The organism is Leucobacter tenebrionis (genome assembly GCF_019884725.1).
Lineage (GTDB): Bacteria > Actinomycetota > Actinomycetes > Actinomycetales > Microbacteriaceae > Leucobacter > Leucobacter tenebrionis.
This window is the reverse complement of the sequence record NZ_CP082322.1, coordinates 1,308,799-1,329,780: the sequence shown is the minus strand read 5'-3', so window position 1 is coordinate 1,329,780 and position 20,982 is coordinate 1,308,799. Positions and strand designations below refer to the sequence as shown.

Below are 20,982 nucleotides of genomic sequence, written 5' to 3'. Positions count from 1 at the left end.
ACATGGCAGAGCAGCAGAGCTTCAACGTCGCGGTCGTCGGCGCGACCGGTCAGGTGGGGGCGGTCATGCGCCGCCTGCTCGACGAGCGCGACTTCCCGATCAAGAGCCTTCGTCTCTTCTCGAGCGCCCGTTCCGCGGGCAGTGTGCTCGAGTTCCGCGGCGAGTCGATCACGGTCGAGGACGTCGAGACCGCAGACAAGAGCGGCATCGACATCGCGCTCTTCTCGGCGGGCGGCACCGCCTCCAAGAAGTACGCGCCGGAGTTCGCCGAGGCCGGCGCGATCGTCATCGACAACTCGAGCGCCTGGCGCCTCGATCCCGAGGTGCCCCTCGTGGTGAGCGAGGTCAACCCTCACGCGATCGACGGCATCGTCGCGGCGGGCAAGGGCATCATCGCGAACCCGAACTGCACCACCATGGCCGCCATGCCCGTCATGAAGGTGCTCGACAGCGAGGCCGGCCTCGAACGCCTGATCGTCACCACCTTCCAAGCGGTGTCGGGTTCGGGGCTCGCCGGTGCGCGCGAGCTGGCGAACCAGGCGGTCGCCGCGGTCGAGTCCGGCGACCTAGAGCGCCTCGTGCACGACGGCTCGGCCGTCGCCCTCCCCGAACCCGAGGTCTACGTGAAGCCCATCGCGTTCGACGTGCTGCCGCTCGCGGGGTCCATCGTCGATGACGGCGCCGGCGAGACCGACGAGGAGAAGAAGCTTCGCAACGAGAGCCGCAAGATCCTCGAGCTGCCCGATCTGCTCGTCGCGGGCACCTGCGTGCGCGTTCCGGTCTTCACCGGGCACTCGCTCTCGATCAACGCCGAGTTCGCGCGCCCCATCTCCGCTGAGCGCGCGAGAGAGGTGCTGGCTCAGGCCCCCGGCGTCGAGCTGAGCGATGTGCCGACTCCGCTTGAGGCGGCGGGCCAGGATCCCTCGTTCGTGGGACGCATCCGCGAGGACCAGTCGGCGCCCGAGGGGCGCGGCCTGGTGCTCTTCATCTCGAACGACAACCTGCGCAAGGGCGCGGCTCTCAACGCCGTGCAGATCGCGGAGGCGGTTGCGGCCAATCTCGCGGCGTAGTCGCTGCGGGGAGCGGGGGTGCGGATCCTGATCTGCATCCCCGCTTTCGTCTGTCAGCGGGGCGCGTGTGCGTTCCCAGCCCGAGCGGGGCGCGGGCGCAGCGGGGCCCGGGCGCCGCAGCGGGACTCGGGCGCGCAGCGGGGCCCGGGCGCACCGGGACTCGGGCGCGCAGCGGGGAGCCGGCCGGGGCGGCATGCCTGGGGCGGCCCGCCTGGGCCAGGGGCCGCCCGCCTGAGGTCGGGGCCGCCCGCGCGCACCGGCGGCGGCTACCGAGCTGCCTCGAGCGTGATGAGCGTGGCCTCGGGGCGGCAGGCGAACCTGACGGGGGCGTAGATCGAATTGCCGAGCCCGGCGCTCACGTTCAGGAAGGCCGCGTGGTGCGCGTCGTACCAGACGCTGAGGCCCCGCGCCTGAGCCGTGGGCAGGTCGCAGTTCGACGTGAGCGCGCCGAGACCGGGCACGCGCACCTGGCCGCCGTGGGTGTGGCCGGCGAGAATCAGGTCGACCCGGTCGTCCAGCAGCTCGCCGAGCGCCTCCTGGTAGGGCGCGTGCACGACGCCGAGGCGCAGGGGCGCGGTCTCGGACGGGGTGGGGAGGATCGGGCTCTCAGCGGGAGCGGCTGAGGCCGGGGCGCCGCCGTCAGCGGGAGACTTCGCCGAGGACTCGGCAGGGGCAGGTGACTCCGCTGCGCCTTCGACGACGAGTGCGCTCAGCGCATCCCGCATCGCGCTCGGATCGTCGAAGCGGATATGCGGGTCGTTCAGGCCGAGCAGCTCGATTCGGGTGCCCTTGATCTCGAGGCGCGCGGCCGAGTTGTTGAGATCGATGGCGCCGAGCTGTTCGAGGCCCTTGGTCAGCGCGGCGTTATCGATGTCGGGCTCGCGGGTGCTGAGGCGACTCGGCTCCTTGAGGTACTTGACCGGATTCTTGAGGATCGGGCCGTAGTAGTCGTTGGATCCGTGCACGAACACCGTGGGGGTGTGCTCGATGAGCGGCGCCAGAGCCCGCAGCAGTGCCGGGCGGGCCTCCAGGTGCCCCATGAGGTCGCCCGTCAGCACCACGAGGTCGGGGCGCAGCTCCACGAGGGAGCGCACCCACTCGATCTTGCGGGTCTGCCAGGGGGCGAGGTGCAGGTCGGAGAGCTGCAGCACGCGAAGCGGGGCCGCGCCCTCGCCCAGCAACGGCAGCGTGTGCCGCCGCACGGTGAAGAGGCGCCGCTCGATGAGCGTGGACCAGACGGCGACGCCGACTGCGGCCGTTCCGAGAACGGCCGCAGCGGAGCGTCGAGACGTGGACACGGCGTTAGTCATCGCACGAGAGGGTCAGCGTGATCCGCGAACTCACTCGAGCCTCGGAGCCGCTCTCGGGGGAGACGGATACGACCTCGTCCTTGCGCGGGTTCGCCTTGCCGCCGGCCTCGCACGCGAAGGCGACCGACGAGAACCCGGCCCGATTCAGGGTGGATTTCGCGTCGTTGCCCGTCTCGCCGACCAGCCCGCCGGGAACCTCCGCAGCCTGGCCGTTACTGCGGTAGACGGTCACCGCCGAGCCCAGCGGCACCGACGAGCCGCCGGCAGGATCGCTGCTGGCCGCCAGACCCTGTGCGACGGAGGAGTCGACCTCGCCGCCGTCCACGACGGAGAACCCGACATCGTTGAGCATCTTCGATGCCTCGTCGAAGGACTTGCCCTTCACATCGGGGACGGTGACCATCGTCTGGCGGATCGACGCCTGCGAGGGCTCGGGGAACGCAGAGCCGCCATACTTCTGGTCGGCCACGTTCATCATGGCCGGCCAGATCGTCTGGTCGGCGTACATGAGGTTGCCGAAGGGCATGGTCGACACACGCGCCCAGGTGCCGTCGGGCAGCTGGATCGGGTCGGCGTTGCCCACCCAGGTGGCGGTCGAGACCGTCGTGCTCGAGCCGACGGTCCAGTTATCGACCACGTCGTCCGTGGTACCCGTCTTCGCGAGGTGCGGGATGCCGGTAGCCGAGCGAGCATGGCTCGCGAGCCCGTTGTTGACCGTGTACTCGAGCGCGTAGGCCACACCCGCGGCGACCTCGGGGGAGAGCGCCTCGGTGCACTTGCTCTTGGTGAACTTCACCTGCTCGTTGTTCGAGTCGAGGATCTGATCGATCGGCACCGGTGTGCAGACCGTGCCGTCGCCGGCGAACGCGCCGTAGGCGGTCGCCATGGTGATCGGGGCGATCTCGTCGATGCCGCCGTAGACGTTCGAGGGCACGACCGACAGGTCGCGGTCATCGCCGTTCAGGGTCGGAACCCGGATCTGCCCGACCTGCTCCTGGTTGATGTAGCCGGCATCGGCCTCCTCCTGCGTGAATCGCGGCTGATCGGAGGCGCGGTGGATCCCGAGCTTCTGAGCGGTGGCGAAGGTGTCGCAGAGATCCATGCGCTGCTGCATCGAGACCAGACCGCCGTTGACGGATCGCGCGATGGCCGTGAGCACCGACTGGTTGCCGCGTGTGCCCTCGTTGTCGTTGGTGAACTTGAACGATCCGTAGCCGTAGACCCCGTCGGGCAGGCACGAGGCCTGGAAGCTGCTCTCCTGCACCGAGCGACTGTTCACGTTCACTCTGTCTTGAACGGAGTGCCCCGTGCGGATCCACTCGGCGAGAGTGACCGGCTTGAATGTCGAACCGACCTGGAAACCGCTCGAGCCGCCGTACTCCTCATCGGTGTTGTAGTTCACCGTGGTGTACTCGGGGTTCGATTTCAAGAAGTCGTCGGCGTCGTTGAAGGGCCGGTTCTGCACCATCGCCAGCACCCGACCGGTGCCGACCTGCGTGCTGACGCTCGCGCCGCCCACCTTGATGCCGTCCATGAGTGCCGGAACCGTGTTGCGCATCGCCTCGAGGCCCGCCGCCTGCATGTCGAGGTCGATCGTCGTGTAGATCTGGAAGCCGCCGCGGTTGAACCTGAACTGGCGCTCCTCGGGGGTATCGCCGAAGGAGGGATCCTGCTTGATGTAGCGCAGCACGTAATCGCAGAAGTGGCCGAGGCCGAAGTTCTGCTCGGCGACGTAGCAGCCCTGCACGCGCGGGGTGATCTTGGGCTCGATCGGGGTGGCGACGGCCTCGTCGTACTGCGCCTGGGTGATCTTGCCGTGGCGCAGCATGCTGCCGAGGATCTTGTCGCGGCGCTCCTTGTTCGCGTCGAGGTTGTCGGGAACATCGAGCTGGTACAGCGACGGATTGTTCACGATCGCGACGAGGCTCGCGGCCTCGGCGAGCGACACGTCCTTCGCCGACTTGCCGTAGTAGTACTGCGCTGCCGACTCGATGCCGTAGATCTGGCGGCCGAAGAGGGCGATGTTGAGGTACCCGAGCAGGATGTCGTCCTTCGAGTACTGCTTCTCGATGCTGATCGCGTAGCGCATCTCCTTGAGCTTGCGATCCGCGTCTTGACGCATCGCGTCCTCGTAAGCCTTGTCGCGCTCATCCTTGTCGAGGATCGAGTACGCCTCCTGGATGAGCACGTTGCGCACGTACTGCATGGTGATGGTAGACGCGCCCGAGAGGCTCTGCCCGGCGGCGTTCTGCAGCACGGCGCGGCTCGTCGCGAGGATGTCGACGCCGCCATGGGTGTAGAACCGCGGATCCTCCTCGGCGACCGCCGCGTCCTTCACGAACTGCGAGATGCTGTCCCACTCGACCGTCTCGCGGTTCTGATCGTAGAAGGTGGCGAGCTCGTACACCGTCGTGTCGGCGCCCGTCGCGTAGAGCGTGGACGGCTCGGCGAGCTGGCCCGGGTCGAGGTGGCTCGGGAGCTTCTCGAAGATATCGACGGCTGTCTTCGCGGTGTGCCCGCTCAGCGCGACGACGGGGGTGACGGCTGCGGTGACGAGCACCCCGGCGATGACGCTCATGGCGATTGCGCCGAGGATGCCGCCGAGGGCACCTCCCGCGCTGCGTGGCCTGAAAGTGCGCACGCGCGCGGACATGGATGTCTGACGGGTCATAGAATCTAGGGTAGGCGACATAGCTGAAAAAACAGCAATGCGGGCGGCTTCGCGGTCGTGCGCGCCGTCGTCCGGACCGTATCGTCACCGCATACCGAGGGAGATCCGCACGTGAGTGAATCGACCGAAGCACCTCGCTGGGAGTACTTCGTCACGCCGCTGCTGCTGCACAACGAGGCACAGATCCTCAACAACTGGGGAGCCCAGGGATGGGAACTGGTGCAGATCATCGAGGGCCCGGCCGGCGGCAACGTCGCATATCTGAAGAGGAAGGCCTGAAATGACGTCTGTGATCGAGGAGCGCCTGAGCGATCTCGGCTTCGAGGTTCCCGAGGTAGCCGCGGCCGTGGCCGCCTACGTCCCCGCCCTGCGCGACGGCAACTACGTTTACACGGCGGGCCAGCTGCCCTTCGTGAACGGCGGGCTGCCGGCGACCGGCAAGGTCGGAGAGGGCGAGGGTCTCGTCTCGCCCGAGCAGGCCGAGGAGCTCGCGCGTCTCTGCGCGCTCAACGCCCTCGCCGCCGTCCGCGGCGTCATCGGCTCGCTCGACAAGATCGTGCAGGTCGTCAAGGTGACCGCGTTCGTCGCGTCCGATCCCTCGTTCACCGGCCAGCCGGGCGTCGCCAACGGCGCCTCGGTGTTCCTCGGCCGCGTCTTCGGCGACCTCGGCATCCACGTGCGTTCGGCGGTGGGCGTCTCCGTGCTGCCGCTCGACGCCCCGGTCGAGATCGAGTTCGTGTTCAAGGTCGAGGACTGAGCGACTCGCGCTTGAACGCTCGAGGGGCGGATCCGCACTGCGCGGATCCGCCCCTCGTCTCGTTCGCGGGCGACGGCTCTTCGCCGGCTCGCTCCGGGAGCAGCGCTCGTAGTCGGTGCGCCTACGAGCGCTGCTCCTAGCCCCTCTCGCTGCGAACGCGGGCCGAGATCGTCTGCATGACAGAGGTGTCGGCGAGCGTGGTGGTGTCGCCGATCTCCTTGCCCTCGGCCGCATCCTTGAGGAGGCGGCGCATGATCTTGCCCGAGCGCGTCTTGGGCAGCTCGGTGACCACGAAGATCTGCCTCGGGCGGGCGATGGCGCCGATCTGCTCGGCGACGTGCTTCTTGAGGGCGGTCTCGGCCTCCTCGGGGGTGAGCAGGGTCTGCTGCGATTTCAGGATCACGAACGCCACGACCGCCTGCCCGGTCGTCTCGTCGTCGGCGCCGACGACCGCGGATTCGGCGACCGCGTGGTGCTCGACGAGCGCGGACTCGATCTCCGCGGTCGAGAGCCGGTGGCCCGAGACGTTCATCACGTCGTCGACCCGGCCCAGCAGCCAGATGTCGCCGTCGTCATCGTAGCGAGCGCCGTCGCCCGCGAAGTACTGGCCGTCGAACTTCGACCAGTAAGTGTCGATGAACCGCTGATCGTCTCCCCAGATGGTGCGCACCATCGACGGCCACGGACGCTGCACCACGAGCAGACCGCCCTGGCCGTGATCCACCTGCTCGCCCTGCTCGTTGACGACGGCGGCGGTGATCCCCGGCTGCGGCACCTGCGCACTGCCCGGCTTCAAACCGGTGAGTCCCGGCATCGGGGCGATCATGATCGCGCCGGTCTCCGTCTGCCACCAGGTGTCGACGATGGGGGCCTGCCCTCCGCCGATCACCTCGCGGTACCAGCGCCACGCCTCGGGGTTGATCGGCTCTCCGACGCTGCCGAGCACGCGGATCGACGACAGGTCGTACTGCTCGGGCACCTGACGTCCGACCTTCATGCAGGCTCGGATCGCGGTCGGGGCGGTGTAGAAGATCGTGACGCCGTACTTCTGGATGATCGACCACCAGCGACCCCAGTCGGGCGTCTCGGGAGTGCCCTCGTACATGACCTGGGTGGCGCCGTTCGCGAGCGGACCGTAGACGACGTAGCTGTGACCGGTGATCCAGCCCACATCGGCGGTGCACCAGTAGACATCGGTCTCGGGCTTGAGATCGAACACGTCGCTGTGCGTGGCCGACGCCTGCGTCAGGTAGCCCGCGGAGGTGTGCAGGATGCCCTTCGGCCTGCCGGTCGTGCCGGAAGTGTAGAGGATGAACAGCGGGTTCTCGGCGGGGAATCCCTTGGCCTCGTGCTGGCCGTCGAACGAGGTGATCTCCTCGTGCCACCACAGGTCGCGCCCCTGCTGCATCGCCACGTCGTTGCCGCCGCGCTGCACCACGAGCACGCGCTCGACCGAGAGCGGCGTGCCGGTGTCGAGGGCGAGCGCGTCGTCGACCGTGGGCTTGAGCGCCGAGACGCGGCCCTTCCGATAGCCCCCGTCAGCGGTGATGACGAGCTCGGCCTGTGCGTCGTCGATGCGGGCGCGCAGGCTCTCGGCGCTGAAACCTCCGAACACGACGGAGTGCGCCGCTCCGAGCCGGGCCACCGCGAGCATCGCGATCACGGTCTCGGGGATCATCGGCATGTAGATCGCGACACGGTCGCCCGCCGAGACGCCGAGGCTCGTGAGCATGTTCGCGGCCCGCTTCACCTCATAGGTCAGTTCGGCGTAGGTCAGCGTGCGCGTATCGCCCGGTTCGCCCTCGAAGTGGATCGCCACGCGTTCCCCGAGGCCCGCTGCGACGTGGCGATCCAGGCAGTTCGCAGCCACGTTCAGCTCGCCGTCGGCGAACCACTTCGCGAACGGCGGGTTCGACCAGTCCAGGGTCTCGGTGAACGGTTTGGTCCACTTGAGCTGCCGCGCGCGTTCCGCCCAGTAGGCTTCGGGATCTTCCGCCGCCCGCCAGTACGTCGACGGATCGTTCACGTTCGCCTGCGCGCGGAACTCGGGTGTCGGCGGGTATACCTCCACCTCCTCGCGATGCTGCAGCGGGTGACTTTCGATGGTGCCGTTCTGGTCAGTCATGGACGCCCTTATCCGTTGTTGCCGGTGTAGCGCTCGCGGGAGCGACTCTGGCGGTCGAACCCGCGAAGCACGCGATTATTGCAGTTTCAGGCTATACCGTTTCGGGGCCCTCGTGCTCCCGCGATCTGTTCGCTCTGCTGCTCCGTATCTGCCCCATACTCCGCTCACAACGAGGCGAATCGAGCGAATGCGACTGACTTGTCCACAATCGGAGCGAATCGGCCGCGACGGCGCCTGAGGGCTGCTTTTCTTGGGGCATGACCGCTGATCCCGCCCCCGCGCTCCGTGCCCCGCCCGCCCGTACCGGCGGGCTCGGGATCGCGGCGAAACGCGCGCTCGGCGGCCTACTTCCGCTGCTCGACGACCCCGAGCTGAGAGATGTGCTGGTGCAGGTGCGCGGCGGACGGGGACAGCTCTGGGTCGATCGGAGCGGCAGGCTGGAGGCCGTCACCGGCTGGCACGCGGATGCCGCCGCCGTGGGGCGTCTGGCCACCGAGCTGATCGCCGCGGGCGGGCGCCACATCGACGAGCTGAATCCCTGCGCCGACGTGCGGCTCGGCGACGGGATCCGAGTGCACGCGGTGCTGCCGCCGGTCGCGGTGGAGGGGGCAGCGGTCTCGATCAGGGTGCCCAGGATCGGCCCCCTGAGTTTCGACGCGCTGGTACGCCGCGGGCTCTGCGATCCGGTCATGGGGGCCGCGCTCCGCGACGCCGTGGCGGCTCGTCGCAACCTGCTGGTCACGGGAGGCACCGGGAGCGGCAAGACCGCGGTGCTGGCCGCGCTCATGGATCTCGCCGACCCGCGAGAGCGGATCCTGGTGATCGAGGACGTCGCCGAACTGCGGCTGCGGCACCCGCACGCGCTCTCCCTGGAGACGCGGCAATCGAGCGCCGAGGGAGTGGGGGAGGTGACCCTCGACCGGCTGCTGCGGGAGGCGCTGCGCATGCGGCCCGACAGGATCGTGCTCGGCGAGTGCAGAGGCGCTGAAGTCGCGACGCTGCTCTCCGCGCTCAACACGGGTCATGACGGCAGCGCGGGCACACTGCACGCGAGCCGGATCACGCATGTTCCGGCCAGGCTCGAGGCGCTCGGCGCGCTCGCCGGGCTCGAGCCGCGCGCGCTCGCGCGTCAGGCGGTCTCGGCACTGCACGGGGTCATCCATCTGGAGCGGGCGCGAACGGGGCACCGGGTGGCAGGCGTCGGCAAACTCGTGCTCGACGGCGCGGGGCTGCTCGGAATCGAAGAGGTGCGGCCGTGAACCCGGAGCGGAGACGGGAGCCGCTGCTGATGGTGCGGCGGGTGCTGCTGGGGCTACCGGCGCTGCTGCGATCGTCTCGATCGCTGCGCGCGCCGACGCGGAGGGGGAGCGGCGGTACGGGCATCGGCGACGCTGGGGCGGCGACGTCGCCGACGAATGCCTCCGCCGCCGAGGTCGCTCTGCGCTGCTCGTCGATGCTGCGGGGCGGGGTGTCCCCGAGCCGGGCTCTGGCGCGGGCCACCGCGGAGACCGGCGCAGACCGCGAGGCCGGGATCGCGGACCGTATCGCCGGGGGCCTGTCGCCGCCGGAGGCGCTCGCCGCCTGCGCTGACCCGGAGTGGCGGATCCTCGCCGTCGCGTGGCGTCTCGCCGAGCAGAGCGGGGCGCCGCTGACTCCCGCGCTGCACCGGATCGGATCGGCGCTGCGGGAGTTGGAGCGCTTGCGGGAGCGCCGAGAGGTGCTGCTCGCCGGGCCGAGAGCGACGGTGAGGCTCGTGTCGTCCCTACCGCCCCTGGCACTGCTGCTCGGCTCGCTGCTGGGATTCGACCCGCTGCCGGTGCTGCTGAGCCCGATCGGGGCGGCGCTGCTCGGCTCGGGGGCCGTTCTGCTCGCAGCCGGGGTCGCCTGGAGTCGGAGCCTGCACCGGAGCGTCGCGCGTGAGGACCGCGTCGGCGGGATCGAACTCGAACTCGTCTGGATCGCGCTCGGGGGCGGCGCGCCTCCCGCGACGGCGCGACTCCGCACCGTCGACGCCGTCGACTCGCTGGGCGCGGAGTGGGTGCCGTTCGCGGCTTTCGAGAGTTCGGGGCTGCTGGCGAGAACCTTGGATGTCTCCTCCGGCACCGGCACGCCCCTGCGGCCCCTCCTGCTAGAGGAAGCCGGTGCCGCGCGCATGCGGTCGCACGCGGAGCTCGAGCGGGCCGCCGAGAAACTCGGCGTGCGGGTGCTCGTGCCGCTGGGAGTGTGCGTGCTCCCAGCCTTCATCGTGCTCGGCGTCGTTCCCGTGCTGATAGCGATGCTGGGGGTGTGAGACGCGCGAGGCACTTCGCTCACAAACCGTGGATTTCCGCGAACTCGCACGACTTATCCACGGATCCCCCGTTTTGCTCCAACCGGGTCTCTGCGCCCCCTCAGGATGGGGTGACCGGCGACAGCCGGGGCGGAACACCGCCGAGAAAACGTCCGAAACACACCACCAAGGGAGAACCCATGAATACCAGACTCGAACTCGCCTCGGACCGCGGAACCAGGGTGGCGAAGCGCCGCTCGGCATCTGCCCGCCCACGGAGATCGGCGCGGACGCCGCACCCGGCCCCGGATCCGATCCCGTTCACCGATGCAGGTGCCGGCGCGCGAGGCCCCGGCCTCGCGCGTGCTCGACAACTGCTCGACGACGAGCGCGGCGCGATCACCGCGGAGTATGCGGTTGTGATCATGGCCGCGGTAGCCTTCGCCGGGCTGCTCGTCGCGATCATGCGATCCAACGAGATACGCAGCATGCTCGTAGAACTGGTGCAGAATGCGCTGGGCACGGGCGGATGATCGCGGTAGCCGCGGTGGCGGTCGGGGCCGCAGTGGCCGCGGGGGCCGCAGCGATTGCGGGGGCCTCCGCGACCGTGGTGGCCGCAGCGGTCTCGGCTTCCGCGCCGGCTGCCCACGCGGGAATCGGTGCGCGCCCGCTCGAGCCATCCTCGATGCGTTCGGGCGCGATGAGCGGGGCACGGTCACCGCGGAGTTCGCGATCGTGATGCCGGCGGTGCTCGTGGTGCTGGGACTCGCCATCGGCGGGATCTTCATCGCGGCTCAGCGCATCACCCTGGTGACGACGGCTGCCGAGGTGGCCAGGCTCGAAGCCCGGGGTGATGAGGACCGAGCGCGGGCGAGGCTCCAGGAAAGCGGATCGGAGACCTCGGTGCACCGGGAGCGCAGTGGGCCGCTGCACTGCGTCACGCTCGGTTCGCGGCCGGGAGGAGGGCTGCTGTCGGCGATCAGTATCGAGAGCCGGGCGTGCGCCGCCGTGAGCGGTGAGCACGGGGTGGGGCCATGAGCGCTCCGTCTCTGCTCGCGTGCGCCGCGGCAGCCTTCTGCATCGGGTTGCCGGTGATCGCGGCCAGCGCTCAACTCGAAGCCGGCCATCGGGCGGCGGGGGCCGCGGACGCAGCGGCGCTCGCCGCAGCCGACGCCGTCTCCGGTTGGGCGGAGGGCGAGCCGTGCGCCCTTGCAGCAACGGTGGCCGCGGAGGTGCGGGGCGAGCTGACGCTCTGCGAGGTATCGGCTCCGCGAGCAGAGGCGAGGGTGGAGGTGCGGATCGGGGCACCGCTCGGCGGCGCTGTCGCCCGTGCGCGTGCCGGATCGGTACCGGGGGTACCGGGAGCATCGGGCGCGCCCGACGGCGTGGTCGGCGCGAACGGTTGGGCCTGGCCGTCGGATCGTCGAGCGCTCTCACAGGGGTTCCACGACGGATTCTCGATCGATCTCGCGGTCACCCCTGACGGCGCGCTCTACGCTCCCTACGAGGGTACGGTCGTGCGCGCGGGGCCCGACGGAGGCGGGGTGCCCGCGGCTTGCCTGGCGCGTCCCGAGTGGTGGCGCGGTACGAATCACACCGTGCTCATCCGCCATGAGTTCGAGGGCCGGGTGATCTACAGCTCTCACAACCACGTGGCGCCCGGTTCATCCCAGCAGCTCGGGGTGACACCCGGCGCGCGTGTGAGAGCGGGGCAGCGCGTGGCGAGTGCGGGGATGAGCGGCTGCACCTCCGGCCCGCACACCCACTTCACCCTCTCGACGACGCCCTCGAACGCGTACCCCGACATAGACCCGTTCGAATACCTCGGACGCCCCTGAGGAGGGGTGGCGGGCGAAGAGTGGCACGGAGGGGCGATGAGCGGTGATATGAATAGAGGATCGCCGGAGAACCCCGATGAGGGTTTCTTGCACGAGAGTGTGTATCGTGTCGGTGCAGAACCGCGTGGCGGTGCAAGGCGGGCGATCGGTAGGAGTGCGATCCCGCCGTCTGTGAGTTCGAAGCAACGAAGGAGCCCCGTGGAGGGTACGAAGAAACTCGTGATCGTCGAGTCGCCGACCAAGGCGCGCACGATCGGTGCCTATCTCGGCGACGATTACGAGGTCATCGCATCGGTCGGGCACATTCGCGACCTCGCCGAGCCTTCGGAGCTTCCGAGCGAGCTGAAGAAGGGGCCCTTCGGCAAGTTCGCCGTCGACGTCGAGAACGACTTCGCGCCCTACTACGTCGTCAACGACAACAAGAAGAAGACGGTCTCCGAGCTCAAGCGTGCCCTCAAGGGAGCCGACGAACTCTGGCTCGCCACTGATGAGGACCGCGAGGGAGAAGCCATCGCCTGGCACCTGCTCGAGGTGCTGAAGCCCAAGGTGCCGGTGCGGCGAATGGTGTTCCACGAGATCACGCGGGAGGCGATCGAGCAGGCGAAGCAGAACACCCGCGACCTCGACACCTCGCTCGTGGATGCGCAGGAGACCCGCCGCATCCTCGACCGTCTGTACGGCTACGACATCTCGCCGGTGCTGTGGCGCAAAGTCGCCCCGAAGCTCTCGGCGGGCCGCGTGCAGTCCGCCGCCACGCGCCTCGTGGTCGACCGCGAGCGCGAGCGGCAGGCGTTCCGCGCCGCAGAGTACTGGGGCCTGACCGCGACGTTCCGCCCGGGCGCGGACGCGCAGGACACCACCGACTTCGAGGCCAGACTCGTGCGTCTCGGCGAGAACCGCCTCGCGACGGGCGGCGACTTCGGCGACGACGGCGAGCTCACGGCGAAGGCGGCGAAGGCCGGTGTGATCGGTCTCGGGCAGCAGCGAGCCGAACGCCTGGCGCAGCTGCTCGCCGAGGAGGTACCGGCCACCGTCATCTCGGTCGAGACGAAGCCGCACACCCGCCGGCCTGCCGCACCGTTCACCACCTCCACGCTGCAGCAGGAGGCGTCTCGCAAACTGCGGTACAGCTCGCGCCAGACCATGTCGTTCGCGCAGTCGCTGTACGAGAACGGCTACATCACTTATATGCGTACTGATTCGCCGACCCTGTCGAGTCAGGCGATCCAGGCCGCGCGCAAACAGGCCGCAGAGCTCTACGGAGCCCAGACGGTGCCCGAGAAGCCCCGCGTGTTCAAGGGCAAGTCGAAGGGCGCGCAGGAGGCGCACGAGGCGATTCGTCCCGCGGGTGACACCTTCCAGCGCCCGAGCTCACTGAAGGGCAAGCTCACGCAGGGGGAGTTCGCGCTGTACGAGCTGATCTGGAAGCGCACGGTCGCGAGCCAGATGGCCGATGCCAAGGGATCGACCGACACCGTCACCGTCGGCGCAACCGTGGCAGAGGACGGCGCAAACGCCCCCATCCCGCTCGAGTTCACCGCCAGCGGTACCGTGATCACCTTCCCGGGCTTCCTGCTCGCCTACGAAGAGGGACGCGATGAGAAGCGCGGCGATGCCGAGCAGAACGTGTCGCTTCCCCAGCTCGCGGAGGGCCAGGCACTCGGCGTGGCCGACCCGGAGGCGAAGGGGCACGAGACGAGCCCGCCGCCCCGCTACACGGAGGCGAGCCTCACGAAGCGTCTCGAGGAGCTCGGCATCGGTCGGCCTTCGACGTATGCGGCGATCATCAGCACCATCATGGATCGCGGCTACGTGGCGAAGAAGGGCCAGGCGCTCGTACCGAGCTGGATCGCGTTCTCGGTCGTGCGTCTGCTCGAGGAGCATTTCAGCGAGCTCGTCGACTACGACTTCACCGCCGAGATGGAGAACGACCTCGACCGCATCGCTGCCGGAGACGAGGCGCGGGGCAAGTGGCTCGGCGACTTCTACTTCGGCACCGACAACCACCCCGGCCTGCGCGGCGTGGTCGACAACCTCGGCGAGATCGACGCCCGCGCGATCAACACCATCAAGATCGACGACCAGATCTCGCTGCGCAACGGCAAGTACGGTCCCTACCTCGAGGTCTTCGACGAGAAGTGCGAGGTCGGCGAGGACGGGGTGCTGAAGCCCCGCAGCGTCAACATCCCCGACGGCATGGCTCCCGATGAGCTGACACCGGAGAAGGCTCACGAGCTGGCGGAGGCCGAACCCGCCGAGGATCGCGTGGTCGGCCTCCACCCGCAGACCGGCAAGCGAGTCGTCGCCAAGAACGGCCGCTTCGGCCCATACGTTACGGAGCTGCCCGACGAGGGTGAGGAACTGCCGAAGGGGCAGAAGCCGCGCACGGCATCGCTCTTCAAGACCATGGACCCCGCGACCATCGACCTCGACACCGCGGTCGCGCTGCTCGACCTGCCCCGGGTCGTGGGTCAGGATCCCGAATCGGGTGCCGAGATCACGGCCCAGAACGGCCGCTACGGTCCCTATCTGAAGAAGGGGACCGACACCCGATCGCTGCCGAGCGAGGATGCGATCTTCTCGATCGACCTCGCCGGTGCTCAGGAACTCTTTTCCCAACCGAAGTACGGCGCACGGAAGGCGTCGAGCGCCCTCAAGGAGTTCGACGCCGATCCGGTCAGCGGCAAGCCGATCAAGGTGCGCGACGGCCGCTTCGGCCCGTACGTCACCGACGGTGAGACCAACGCCACGATCCCTCGCGGTGACAGCGTCGAAGACATCACCTTCGAGCGCGCAGTCGAACTGCTCGCCATCAAGCGCGCCAAGGGTCCGGCGAAGAAGAAGGCTCCGGCGCGCAAGACGGCTGCGAAGAAGACGGCAGCCTCGAGCGCGAAGTCCACCACTGCGAAGAAGACCGCGACGAAGCCCGCCGCGAAGAAGAGCACGGCGAAGAAGGCGGTCGACCCCGCCCGCTCGGCCGCGGCCAAGAAGGCCGCGGAGACGCGCAAGGCCAATGCGGCCAGGAAAGCCGCGGAGGCTGCGGAGGCCGCGGGCGAGTAGCCTCCCCGCGGTACCCCGCTGGACCGCGCGGTACCCTGCTGGAGCTTGCCGATACCTCGCTAGACCTCGCCGAAAGATCGAAAACGCATGTGTTTCCTCTGGGGAGCATGCGTTTTCGACCTTTCGGGGATGGATTGCGGGGCGGGGTGCGACGGGCGCGGGCGGGGCAGCCCCGTGCGCCGGGCGCGCCGGCGCCAGAGCGCCCGGACGCTCAACCAGCGGGGAACCGGAGATGAGAGACTGGACCCCATGAGCGGAATCTTCATCACTCTCGAGGGCGGCGATGGCGCGGGCAAGAGCACGCAGGCGGAGCTGCTCGGCGCCTGGCTCGAAACGCGCGGTTACGAGGTGGTTCGTACCCGGGAACCGGGAGGCACGCGCCTCGGCGCCGAGATACGCCGGCTGCTGCTGCATGGGGGAGAGGATGTCGGCGACGTCGATCCGCGCGCGGAGGCTCTGCTCTATGCGGCCGATCGTGCGCAGCACGTCGCCAAGGTGGTGCGGCCCGCGCTCGAACGCGGGGCCGTCGTGGTGCAGGATCGCTACATCGATTCCTCCCTCGCCTACCAGGGCGCCGGCCGCGTGCTCGAGGTCTCCGATGTGCGGCGCATCAGCGAGTGGGCCTCCGAGGGGCTGCGACCGCAGCTGACGGTGCTGCTCGATGTCGATCCGGAGGTCGCGGCCTCCCGGCGGGAATCGCGGGGAGGCACCGATCGGCTCGAGGGCGAGACCGACGACTTCCACCGCGCGGTTCGCCAGGGGTTCCTGGAACTCGCCGAGGCCGATCCCGACCGCTACCTGGTGCTCGACGCCGACCAGCCCGCCGAAGAGCTCAACGAGGCCGTCATCGCCCGCGTGGCGCCGCTGCTCTCCGCGCTGTAACGCCCGCAGGAGACAGGCTCAGCCCGTCATCCGCTCGTAGAGGCCCACCAGCCCTTCGCCCGAGAGGCTCACGACCCCGCCAGTGAGCTCGGACATCACTGCAGGCGTCGACTGCACCTCCCCGTCGACGATGATCGCCATCTGGTTCTGGGGCGCCGCGCGGTCGACGAGTCTCCCGGTGAACTCGCCGAGTCGTGCGGCATCCTCATCCTCCAGGTGGAGTTCGATGGACTCCGGGGTCGAGGGGGCGTCCTCGCTCTCGGCGATGAGCACTGCGCGGCCGCCGCCCAGGGTGATCTCGTCCTCTGGGTCGACGCGTACGCAGTGCGCATCCGCGGTGGCCGATGCAGGGACTTCGAATGCGTCGGTCGCATCGTCGGCGCAGTCTCCCGGATCGATATTCTTGACCGCGGCGAAGACCACGTCCGTCGTCAACGGCTCGCCGCTGTCATCGACCGCGCTCGTCTGCGCGCACCCCGTTGCGCCGAGCGCGATCGCGGTGAGCATGACGATGGTCGACATCCGACGGCGAGACATGCCCTCACCCTAACAAAGGCCCCGCGAGGCGCCGGGCGCGGCAGAAGGGGCCTGCCGGGGTGGCAGGGGTCGACCGAGGTCGGCCGGTGTCGGCGGGCTCTGCGACGGAAGCCGCCCTCCCGCCGGTGTAGACCTCTCGCACCGTTGCAGACCTCCCGCACCGCGTGAGAGGTCTGCAACGGTGCCGCAGGTCTACAACGGCGCCGAGCGGGGCGGCGTTAAGAATCGATGACCCCGCCTGGGCGACCGACGAAGGGCCCGGCTGCCGAGGCGCGAAGAAGCCCCTGCGGCGCTCGCGCCGCAGGGGCCGTGACACTGCTTCGGCAGGCTACTCCGAGATGCCGGGACCGGGGGCCTGCATCGAGCGCTCGAAGCGCGCCGCAGCGGCATCCGCGACGGCCTCGCGCGGATCCTCTGCAATCACTGCGCCGAAGCGCTCGGGCAGCGTGGCCTGAGACGCCGCGCGCAGCTCCGCGAGCGGCAGGGTGAAGCGATCCTGCACCTCGATGACCGCGGCATCGCCCGCACCGTCGGTGACGCCCACGCGCAGCACCGGGAAGCCGCGGCCCTCGCACAGGCCGCGGAACTTCACCTCCTCCTCGTGCGGCACCGCGACCAGCACGCGCGCCTGCGACTCCGAGAACAGGGCTGCCGTCTCGTCGACGCCGTCGCGCGACACGATCTCGTCGATCCACACTCGCGCGCCCACACCGAAGCGGAGCGCGCCGTCGGCCAGTGCCTGGGCCAGGCCGCCCTCGGAGAGGTCGACCGCACCCGAGATCAGCCCGCCCTGGGTGCCGGCCTGGAGCAGCTCGGCGAGCGCGCGCTCGGCGTCGAGGTCGGCGACCGGCGGGCGTCCGCCCAGGTGCTGGTGCACGGCCTCGGCCCACGCCGAGCCGTCGAGCTCGTCACGGGTCACGCCGAGCAGGTACAGGTGCTCGCCCTGATCCTGCCAGCCGCTCGGCACCCGGCGCGCGACGTCGTCGATGATGCCGAGCACACCCACCACCGGGGTGGGATGGATCGGGGTGTCGCCGGTCTGGTTGTAGAGCGACACGTTGCCGCCGGTGACGGGCACCTCGAGTGCGAGGCACGCGTCCGAGAGACCCTCGACCGAGCGCGAGAACTGCCACATCACCTCGGGGTTCTCGGGGCTGCCGAAGTTGAGGCAGTCGGTGACGGCGGTGGGCACCGCGCCCGCGGCCGCCACGTTGCGGTAGGCCTCCGCGAGCGCGAGCTGCGAGCCGACGTAGGGGTCGAGCTGGCAGTAGCGGCCGTTCGCGTCGGTGGAGATCGCGACGCCCAGACCGGACTCCTCGTCGACGCGGATCATGCCGGCGCCGTCGGGGAACGAGAGCGCCGTGTTGCCGAGCACGTACTTGTCGTACTGGTTGGTGACCCAGTCGACGGCGGCCTGGTTGGGGGAGGCCGCGACGGCGAGCATCTGCGCGCGCAGATCGTCGCCCGACGCGGCGCGGGCGAGGCCGGCCGCGCGAACGCCGGAGGCCTGCAGCTCGTCGATCCAGGCGGGGTAGGCGACGGGACGCTCGTAGACCGGGCCGTCGACCGCCACGGTCGAGGGATCGACGTTCACGATCTCCTCGCCGCGCCAGTTGATGACGAGGCGGCCGGTGTCGGTGACCTCGCCGAGGACGCTCGTCTCGACGTCCCACTTCTCGGTGACCGCGAGGAACGCGTCGAGCTTCTCGGGCGCGACGACCGCCATCATGCGCTCCTGGCTCTCCGACATGAGGATCTCCTCGGCGGTGAGCGAGGGATCGCGCAGCAGCACGCTGTCGAGCTCGATGAACATGCCGCCGTCGCCGTTGGCCGCGAGCTCGGAGGTGGCGCAGGAGATGCCGGCAGCGCCGAGATCCTGGATGCCCTCGACCAGCTCGCCGCGGAACAGCTCGAGGCAGCACTCGATGAGCACCTTCTCGGCGAAGGGATCGCCGACCTGCACGGCGGGGCGCTTGGTCGGGCCGCCCTCGCTGAAGCTGTCGGACGCGAGGATCGAGGCGCCGCCGATGCCGTCGCCGCCGGTGCGTGCACCGAACAGCACGACCTTGTTGCCAGCGCCGGAGGCGTTGGCGAGGTGCAGGTCCTCGTGCCGCAGCACGCCCACGCCGAGGGCGTTGACAAGGGGATTGGCCTGGTAGACGCGGTCGAAGACGGTCTCGCCGCCGAGGTTCGGCAGACCGAGGCAGTTCGCGTACGAGCTGATGCCCGAGACGACGCCGTGCACGACGCGCGCGGTGTCGGGGTCGTCGATGTCGCCGAAGCGCAGCTGATCCATCACCGCGACCGGGCGCGCACCCATCGAGATGATGTCGCGGATGATGCCGCCCACGCCCGTCGCCGCGCCCTGGAAGGGCTCGATGTAGCTCGGGTGGTTGTGGCTCTCGACCTTGAAGGTGACGGCCCAGCCCTCGCCGATGTCGATGACGCCGGCGTTCTCGCCCATGCCGACGAGGAGGCGCTCCTTCATCTTGTCGTTGACCTTCTTGCCGAACTGGCGCAGGTAGATCTTCGACGACTTGTAGGAGCAGTGCTCGGACCACATCACCGAGTACATGGCGAGCTCGCCCGAGGTGGGGCGGCGGCCGAGGATCTCGCGGATCCTGTCGTACTCGTCGGGCTTCAGACCGAGGGCGCCGTACGGCTGCTCCTTATCCGGTGTCGCGATCGCGTCCGCCACCGTGTCGGGGCGAGGGGCATGGGTGGGGGCGGCGGTGTCGGTCACGCTCGATGTGCTCCAGTGAGTGAGGGATCGGGATCGGCTCCGCGAGCCGAAACATGCAGGCTCCAGTCTATCCCTCCTCGTGCCGGGAGTCCTCCGTCGTGCAGGATGACTGAGGCGACTCGCGAGGCGATCCGTTGCCGTTTCACAGGCGGACGCGCGAGACTTGGTGCATGAGCGATCCGAACACGAACGCACCTCAACCGAATTCGTCGGAGTCCGAGTCCGAGCTGACGGCCGGGTCAGAGCCGACCCAGGCTTCACAGCCGACCCCGGAATCCGAGCAGGTGTCGGGTTCCGAGCCTGCGCCGTCGCCTCAGTCGACGCCGGAATCCGAGCCATCGTCTGAGCCGGCAGCATCGGAGCCGGCGTCGTCGGGTCACTGGCTGAAGCCTGATCCGGGGTCTCGCCCCGCGCGCGAGGAGGCGCCGCAGCTCGACCTGCAGGAGCCCTTCTCCTGGCAGAAGGAGTCGAGCGCCGGATCGGAGGAGCCGGCTCCGAATCCCGACGCGTCGGCTGCTCCTGCGGGGCAGGGCCCCGCGGCGCCGAGTGCTCAAGCCCAGGGCTCTCAGCACCCCAGCCCCCCGGCAGCACCGGCGTCGAGCGCGGCACCGCCGGCACCGAGCCCGGCACCGCCGGCGCCGAATGCGACAGCCCCGACCCAGGGCGCGCCCGCTCCGGAGCCGAGTCCGGCTGCCCACGCACACGGCACGGCCGCCCCGGTGCACGGTGCGCCGGCCGCGGCCGCTCAGGCGCCCCAGCAGCCCGCGAAGAAGCGCGAGCGCGCTCCGAAGCCCGGGCGAGCGGCGAAGTCCGAGGACGCCGGCCTGTCGACGTTCCTGAAGGTCAGCATCATCCTGCTCGCCGGCCTCACGGTCGCATCGATCTCCCTGCTCTTCATCGGCGACTTCGAGGGCAAGTTCGAGCGCGTCTTCTCGACGTTCGCGCTCTTCGCCGTGTTCGTGCTGTTCACGGCGCTCGACACCCGTCGCGAGCAGAAGTCCGAGTGGTATGCGCCGGTGGCGCTCATCGCCAACGCGTACATCCTGGGTCTGCTGCTCATCGTGATCTGGATGACGCCGTACGCGGCGTTCGGGCTCATGCTCGAGATCTTCTGGAAGTCGGTGTTCGTGATCCTCGTGACGAGGCTCGTGATCCTCTGCTGCCAGCTGCTGCTCGGCATGGGCGTGAAGCTGCCCGTCGTGGTGACCCGTTTCGCCTTCGTGACGAGTGTGCTGGCCGTGCTGTCGGGCATCCTCTTCACCGCTCCCGTGGGCATCGAGGCGTTCGATCTGCATATCCCGGATCTGTACTGGAAGATCGCCACGGCGCTGCTGATCCTGACCGCCCTCGGGCTTTCGATCACGCTGCTGCTGCGCTGGTCGTACGGTTCCGCGGCCCGAGAGGCCGCCCGTGCCGCGCGGGGGCCGGCGCCCTACATCGGCGCTCCCCAGTCGGGCGCACAGGCTCCTCGCGTGCAGCAGGCCGGGCCGGTGCAGCAGGCCCCCGCGCAGCCCCGGCCTGCGCAGCCGGTCGCTCCGCAGCAGCCGGCTCAGCAGCCCCAGCAGGCCCCGAGGCCGTCCGGATCGCAGGGGCCCCAGCAGCAGCCTCAGTCCCAGCCGTTGCTGCCGTGGCCGACGTTCCCCGACGGGCGCCCGCTGCCGGCCGGCCCCGACGGCCAGCCCGACTTCTCCGCGCTGCAGCAGCACCGCGGCTGATCCCG

At 69.6% G+C, this 20,982-nt stretch carries 16 protein-coding genes; 11 read left to right on the top strand and 5 right to left on the bottom strand.

Features of this window, described 5'->3' with window-relative positions; translation table 11 throughout:
• Positions 1-2 precede the first annotated feature (2 nt).
• Complete coding sequence (locus KVY00_RS06335; protein ID WP_223044844.1) at positions 3-1,070, top strand: aspartate-semialdehyde dehydrogenase; 1,068 nt, start codon at positions 3-5, stop codon at positions 1,068-1,070.
• A gap of 266 nt (positions 1,071-1,336) precedes the next feature.
• On the opposite strand, the gene KVY00_RS06330 is transcribed toward KVY00_RS06335, so the two are convergent.
• Entirely contained in the window at positions 1,337-2,380 is a 1,044-nt protein-coding gene (locus tag KVY00_RS06330) for a metallophosphoesterase (protein ID WP_255572799.1), read from the bottom strand.
• The gene (locus KVY00_RS06325) at positions 2,373-5,051 is read right to left on the bottom strand and encodes a transglycosylase domain-containing protein (RefSeq protein ID WP_255572798.1); all 2,679 of its coding nucleotides are present in this window, start codon (positions 5,049-5,051) and stop codon (positions 2,373-2,375) included. Before KVY00_RS06325 ends, KVY00_RS06330 begins: the two co-directional genes overlap by 8 nt.
• A gap of 111 nt (positions 5,052-5,162) precedes the next feature.
• On the opposite strand from KVY00_RS06325, the gene KVY00_RS06320 reads away from it, so the two are divergent.
• Both KVY00_RS06320 and KVY00_RS06315 read left to right on the top strand, forming a co-directional pair.
• A complete protein-coding gene (locus KVY00_RS06320) occupies positions 5,163-5,330 on the top strand; it encodes a DUF4177 domain-containing protein (RefSeq protein ID WP_017883616.1) in 168 nt (55 codons plus the stop codon).
• 1 nt (position 5,331) lies between these two features.
• Positions 5,332-5,808: a RidA family protein gene (locus KVY00_RS06315; RefSeq protein ID WP_223044843.1), complete on the top strand. Its 477-nt coding sequence runs from the start codon at positions 5,332-5,334 to the stop codon at positions 5,806-5,808.
• Between the two features lie 136 nt (positions 5,809-5,944).
• Here KVY00_RS06315 and acs read toward each other — a convergent pair whose 3' ends face one another.
• Positions 5,945-7,933: an acetate--CoA ligase gene (gene acs / locus KVY00_RS06310; RefSeq protein WP_223044842.1), complete on the bottom strand. Its 1,989-nt coding sequence runs from the start codon at positions 7,931-7,933 to the stop codon at positions 5,945-5,947.
• 257 nt (positions 7,934-8,190) lie between these two features.
• Here acs and KVY00_RS06305 point away from each other — a divergent pair, with 257 nt between their 5' ends.
• From KVY00_RS06305 to tmk, 7 genes are all read left to right on the top strand, one after another.
• Complete coding sequence (locus tag KVY00_RS06305) at positions 8,191-9,192, top strand: CpaF family protein (RefSeq protein WP_223044841.1); 1,002 nt, start codon at positions 8,191-8,193, stop codon at positions 9,190-9,192.
• Positions 9,189-10,223 (top strand): type II secretion system F family protein, encoded by a 1,035-nt coding sequence (locus KVY00_RS06300; RefSeq protein WP_255572797.1) that lies wholly within the window; start codon positions 9,189-9,191, stop codon positions 10,221-10,223. Before KVY00_RS06305 ends, KVY00_RS06300 begins: the two co-directional genes overlap by 4 nt.
• Before the next feature lie 179 nt (positions 10,224-10,402).
• Entirely contained in the window at positions 10,403-10,735 is a 333-nt protein-coding gene (locus KVY00_RS15620) for a DUF4244 domain-containing protein (RefSeq protein WP_317133969.1), read from the top strand.
• A gap of 145 nt (positions 10,736-10,880) precedes the next feature.
• On the top strand, positions 10,881-11,240 hold the full coding sequence (locus KVY00_RS15555; protein WP_394358283.1) for a TadE family type IV pilus minor pilin: 360 nt from the start codon (positions 10,881-10,883) through the stop codon (positions 11,238-11,240).
• Complete coding sequence (locus KVY00_RS06285) at positions 11,237-12,040, top strand: M23 family metallopeptidase (protein WP_223044839.1); 804 nt, start codon at positions 11,237-11,239, stop codon at positions 12,038-12,040. Before KVY00_RS15555 ends, KVY00_RS06285 begins: the two co-directional genes overlap by 4 nt.
• A gap of 198 nt (positions 12,041-12,238) precedes the next feature.
• Positions 12,239-15,100, top strand: a complete 2,862-nt coding sequence (gene topA, locus KVY00_RS06280) for a type I DNA topoisomerase (RefSeq protein WP_223044838.1) — start codon at positions 12,239-12,241, stop codon at positions 15,098-15,100.
• 249 nt (positions 15,101-15,349) lie between these two features.
• Positions 15,350-15,982 carry a dTMP kinase gene (gene tmk, locus KVY00_RS06275; RefSeq protein WP_223044837.1) on the top strand — a complete coding sequence of 211 codons (633 nt, stop codon included), beginning with the start codon at positions 15,350-15,352 and terminating at the stop codon, positions 15,980-15,982.
• An 18-nt stretch (positions 15,983-16,000) separates the two neighbouring features.
• Here tmk and KVY00_RS06270 read toward each other — a convergent pair whose 3' ends face one another.
• Together KVY00_RS06270 and purL are read right to left on the bottom strand one after the other, a co-directional pair.
• A complete protein-coding gene (locus tag KVY00_RS06270) occupies positions 16,001-16,519 on the bottom strand; it encodes a SecDF P1 head subdomain-containing protein (RefSeq protein WP_223044836.1) in 519 nt (172 codons plus the stop codon).
• A 328-nt stretch (positions 16,520-16,847) separates the two neighbouring features.
• A complete protein-coding gene (gene purL / locus KVY00_RS06265; protein ID WP_255572796.1) occupies positions 16,848-19,262 on the bottom strand; it encodes a phosphoribosylformylglycinamidine synthase subunit PurL in 2,415 nt (804 codons plus the stop codon).
• A 719-nt stretch (positions 19,263-19,981) separates the two neighbouring features.
• On the opposite strand from purL, the gene KVY00_RS06260 reads away from it, so the two are divergent.
• Positions 19,982-20,977, top strand: a complete 996-nt coding sequence (locus KVY00_RS06260) for a hypothetical protein (protein WP_223044835.1) — start codon at positions 19,982-19,984, stop codon at positions 20,975-20,977.
• Positions 20,978-20,982: the final 5 nt, after the last annotated feature.

Coding starts and splice junctions, on each gene's coding strand:
- KVY00_RS06335 (WP_223044844.1), top strand. CDS start 3: ATGGCAGAGCAGCAGAGCTTCAACGTCGCGGTCGTCGGCGCGACCGGT.
- KVY00_RS06330 (WP_255572799.1), bottom strand. CDS start 2,380: ATGACTAACGCCGTGTCCACGTCTCGACGCTCCGCTGCGGCCGTTCTC.
- KVY00_RS06325 (WP_255572798.1), bottom strand. CDS start 5,051: ATGACCCGTCAGACATCCATGTCCGCGCGCGTGCGCACTTTCAGGCCA.
- KVY00_RS06315 (WP_223044843.1), top strand. CDS start 5,332: ATGACGTCTGTGATCGAGGAGCGCCTGAGCGATCTCGGCTTCGAGGTT.
- acs (WP_223044842.1), bottom strand. CDS start 7,933: ATGACTGACCAGAACGGCACCATCGAAAGTCACCCGCTGCAGCATCGC.
- KVY00_RS06305 (WP_223044841.1), top strand. CDS start 8,191: ATGACCGCTGATCCCGCCCCCGCGCTCCGTGCCCCGCCCGCCCGTACC.
- KVY00_RS15620 (WP_317133969.1), top strand. CDS start 10,403: ATGAATACCAGACTCGAACTCGCCTCGGACCGCGGAACCAGGGTGGCG.
- KVY00_RS06285 (WP_223044839.1), top strand. CDS start 11,237: ATGAGCGCTCCGTCTCTGCTCGCGTGCGCCGCGGCAGCCTTCTGCATC.
- tmk (WP_223044837.1), top strand. CDS start 15,350: ATGAGCGGAATCTTCATCACTCTCGAGGGCGGCGATGGCGCGGGCAAG.
- KVY00_RS06270 (WP_223044836.1), bottom strand. CDS start 16,519: ATGTCTCGCCGTCGGATGTCGACCATCGTCATGCTCACCGCGATCGCG.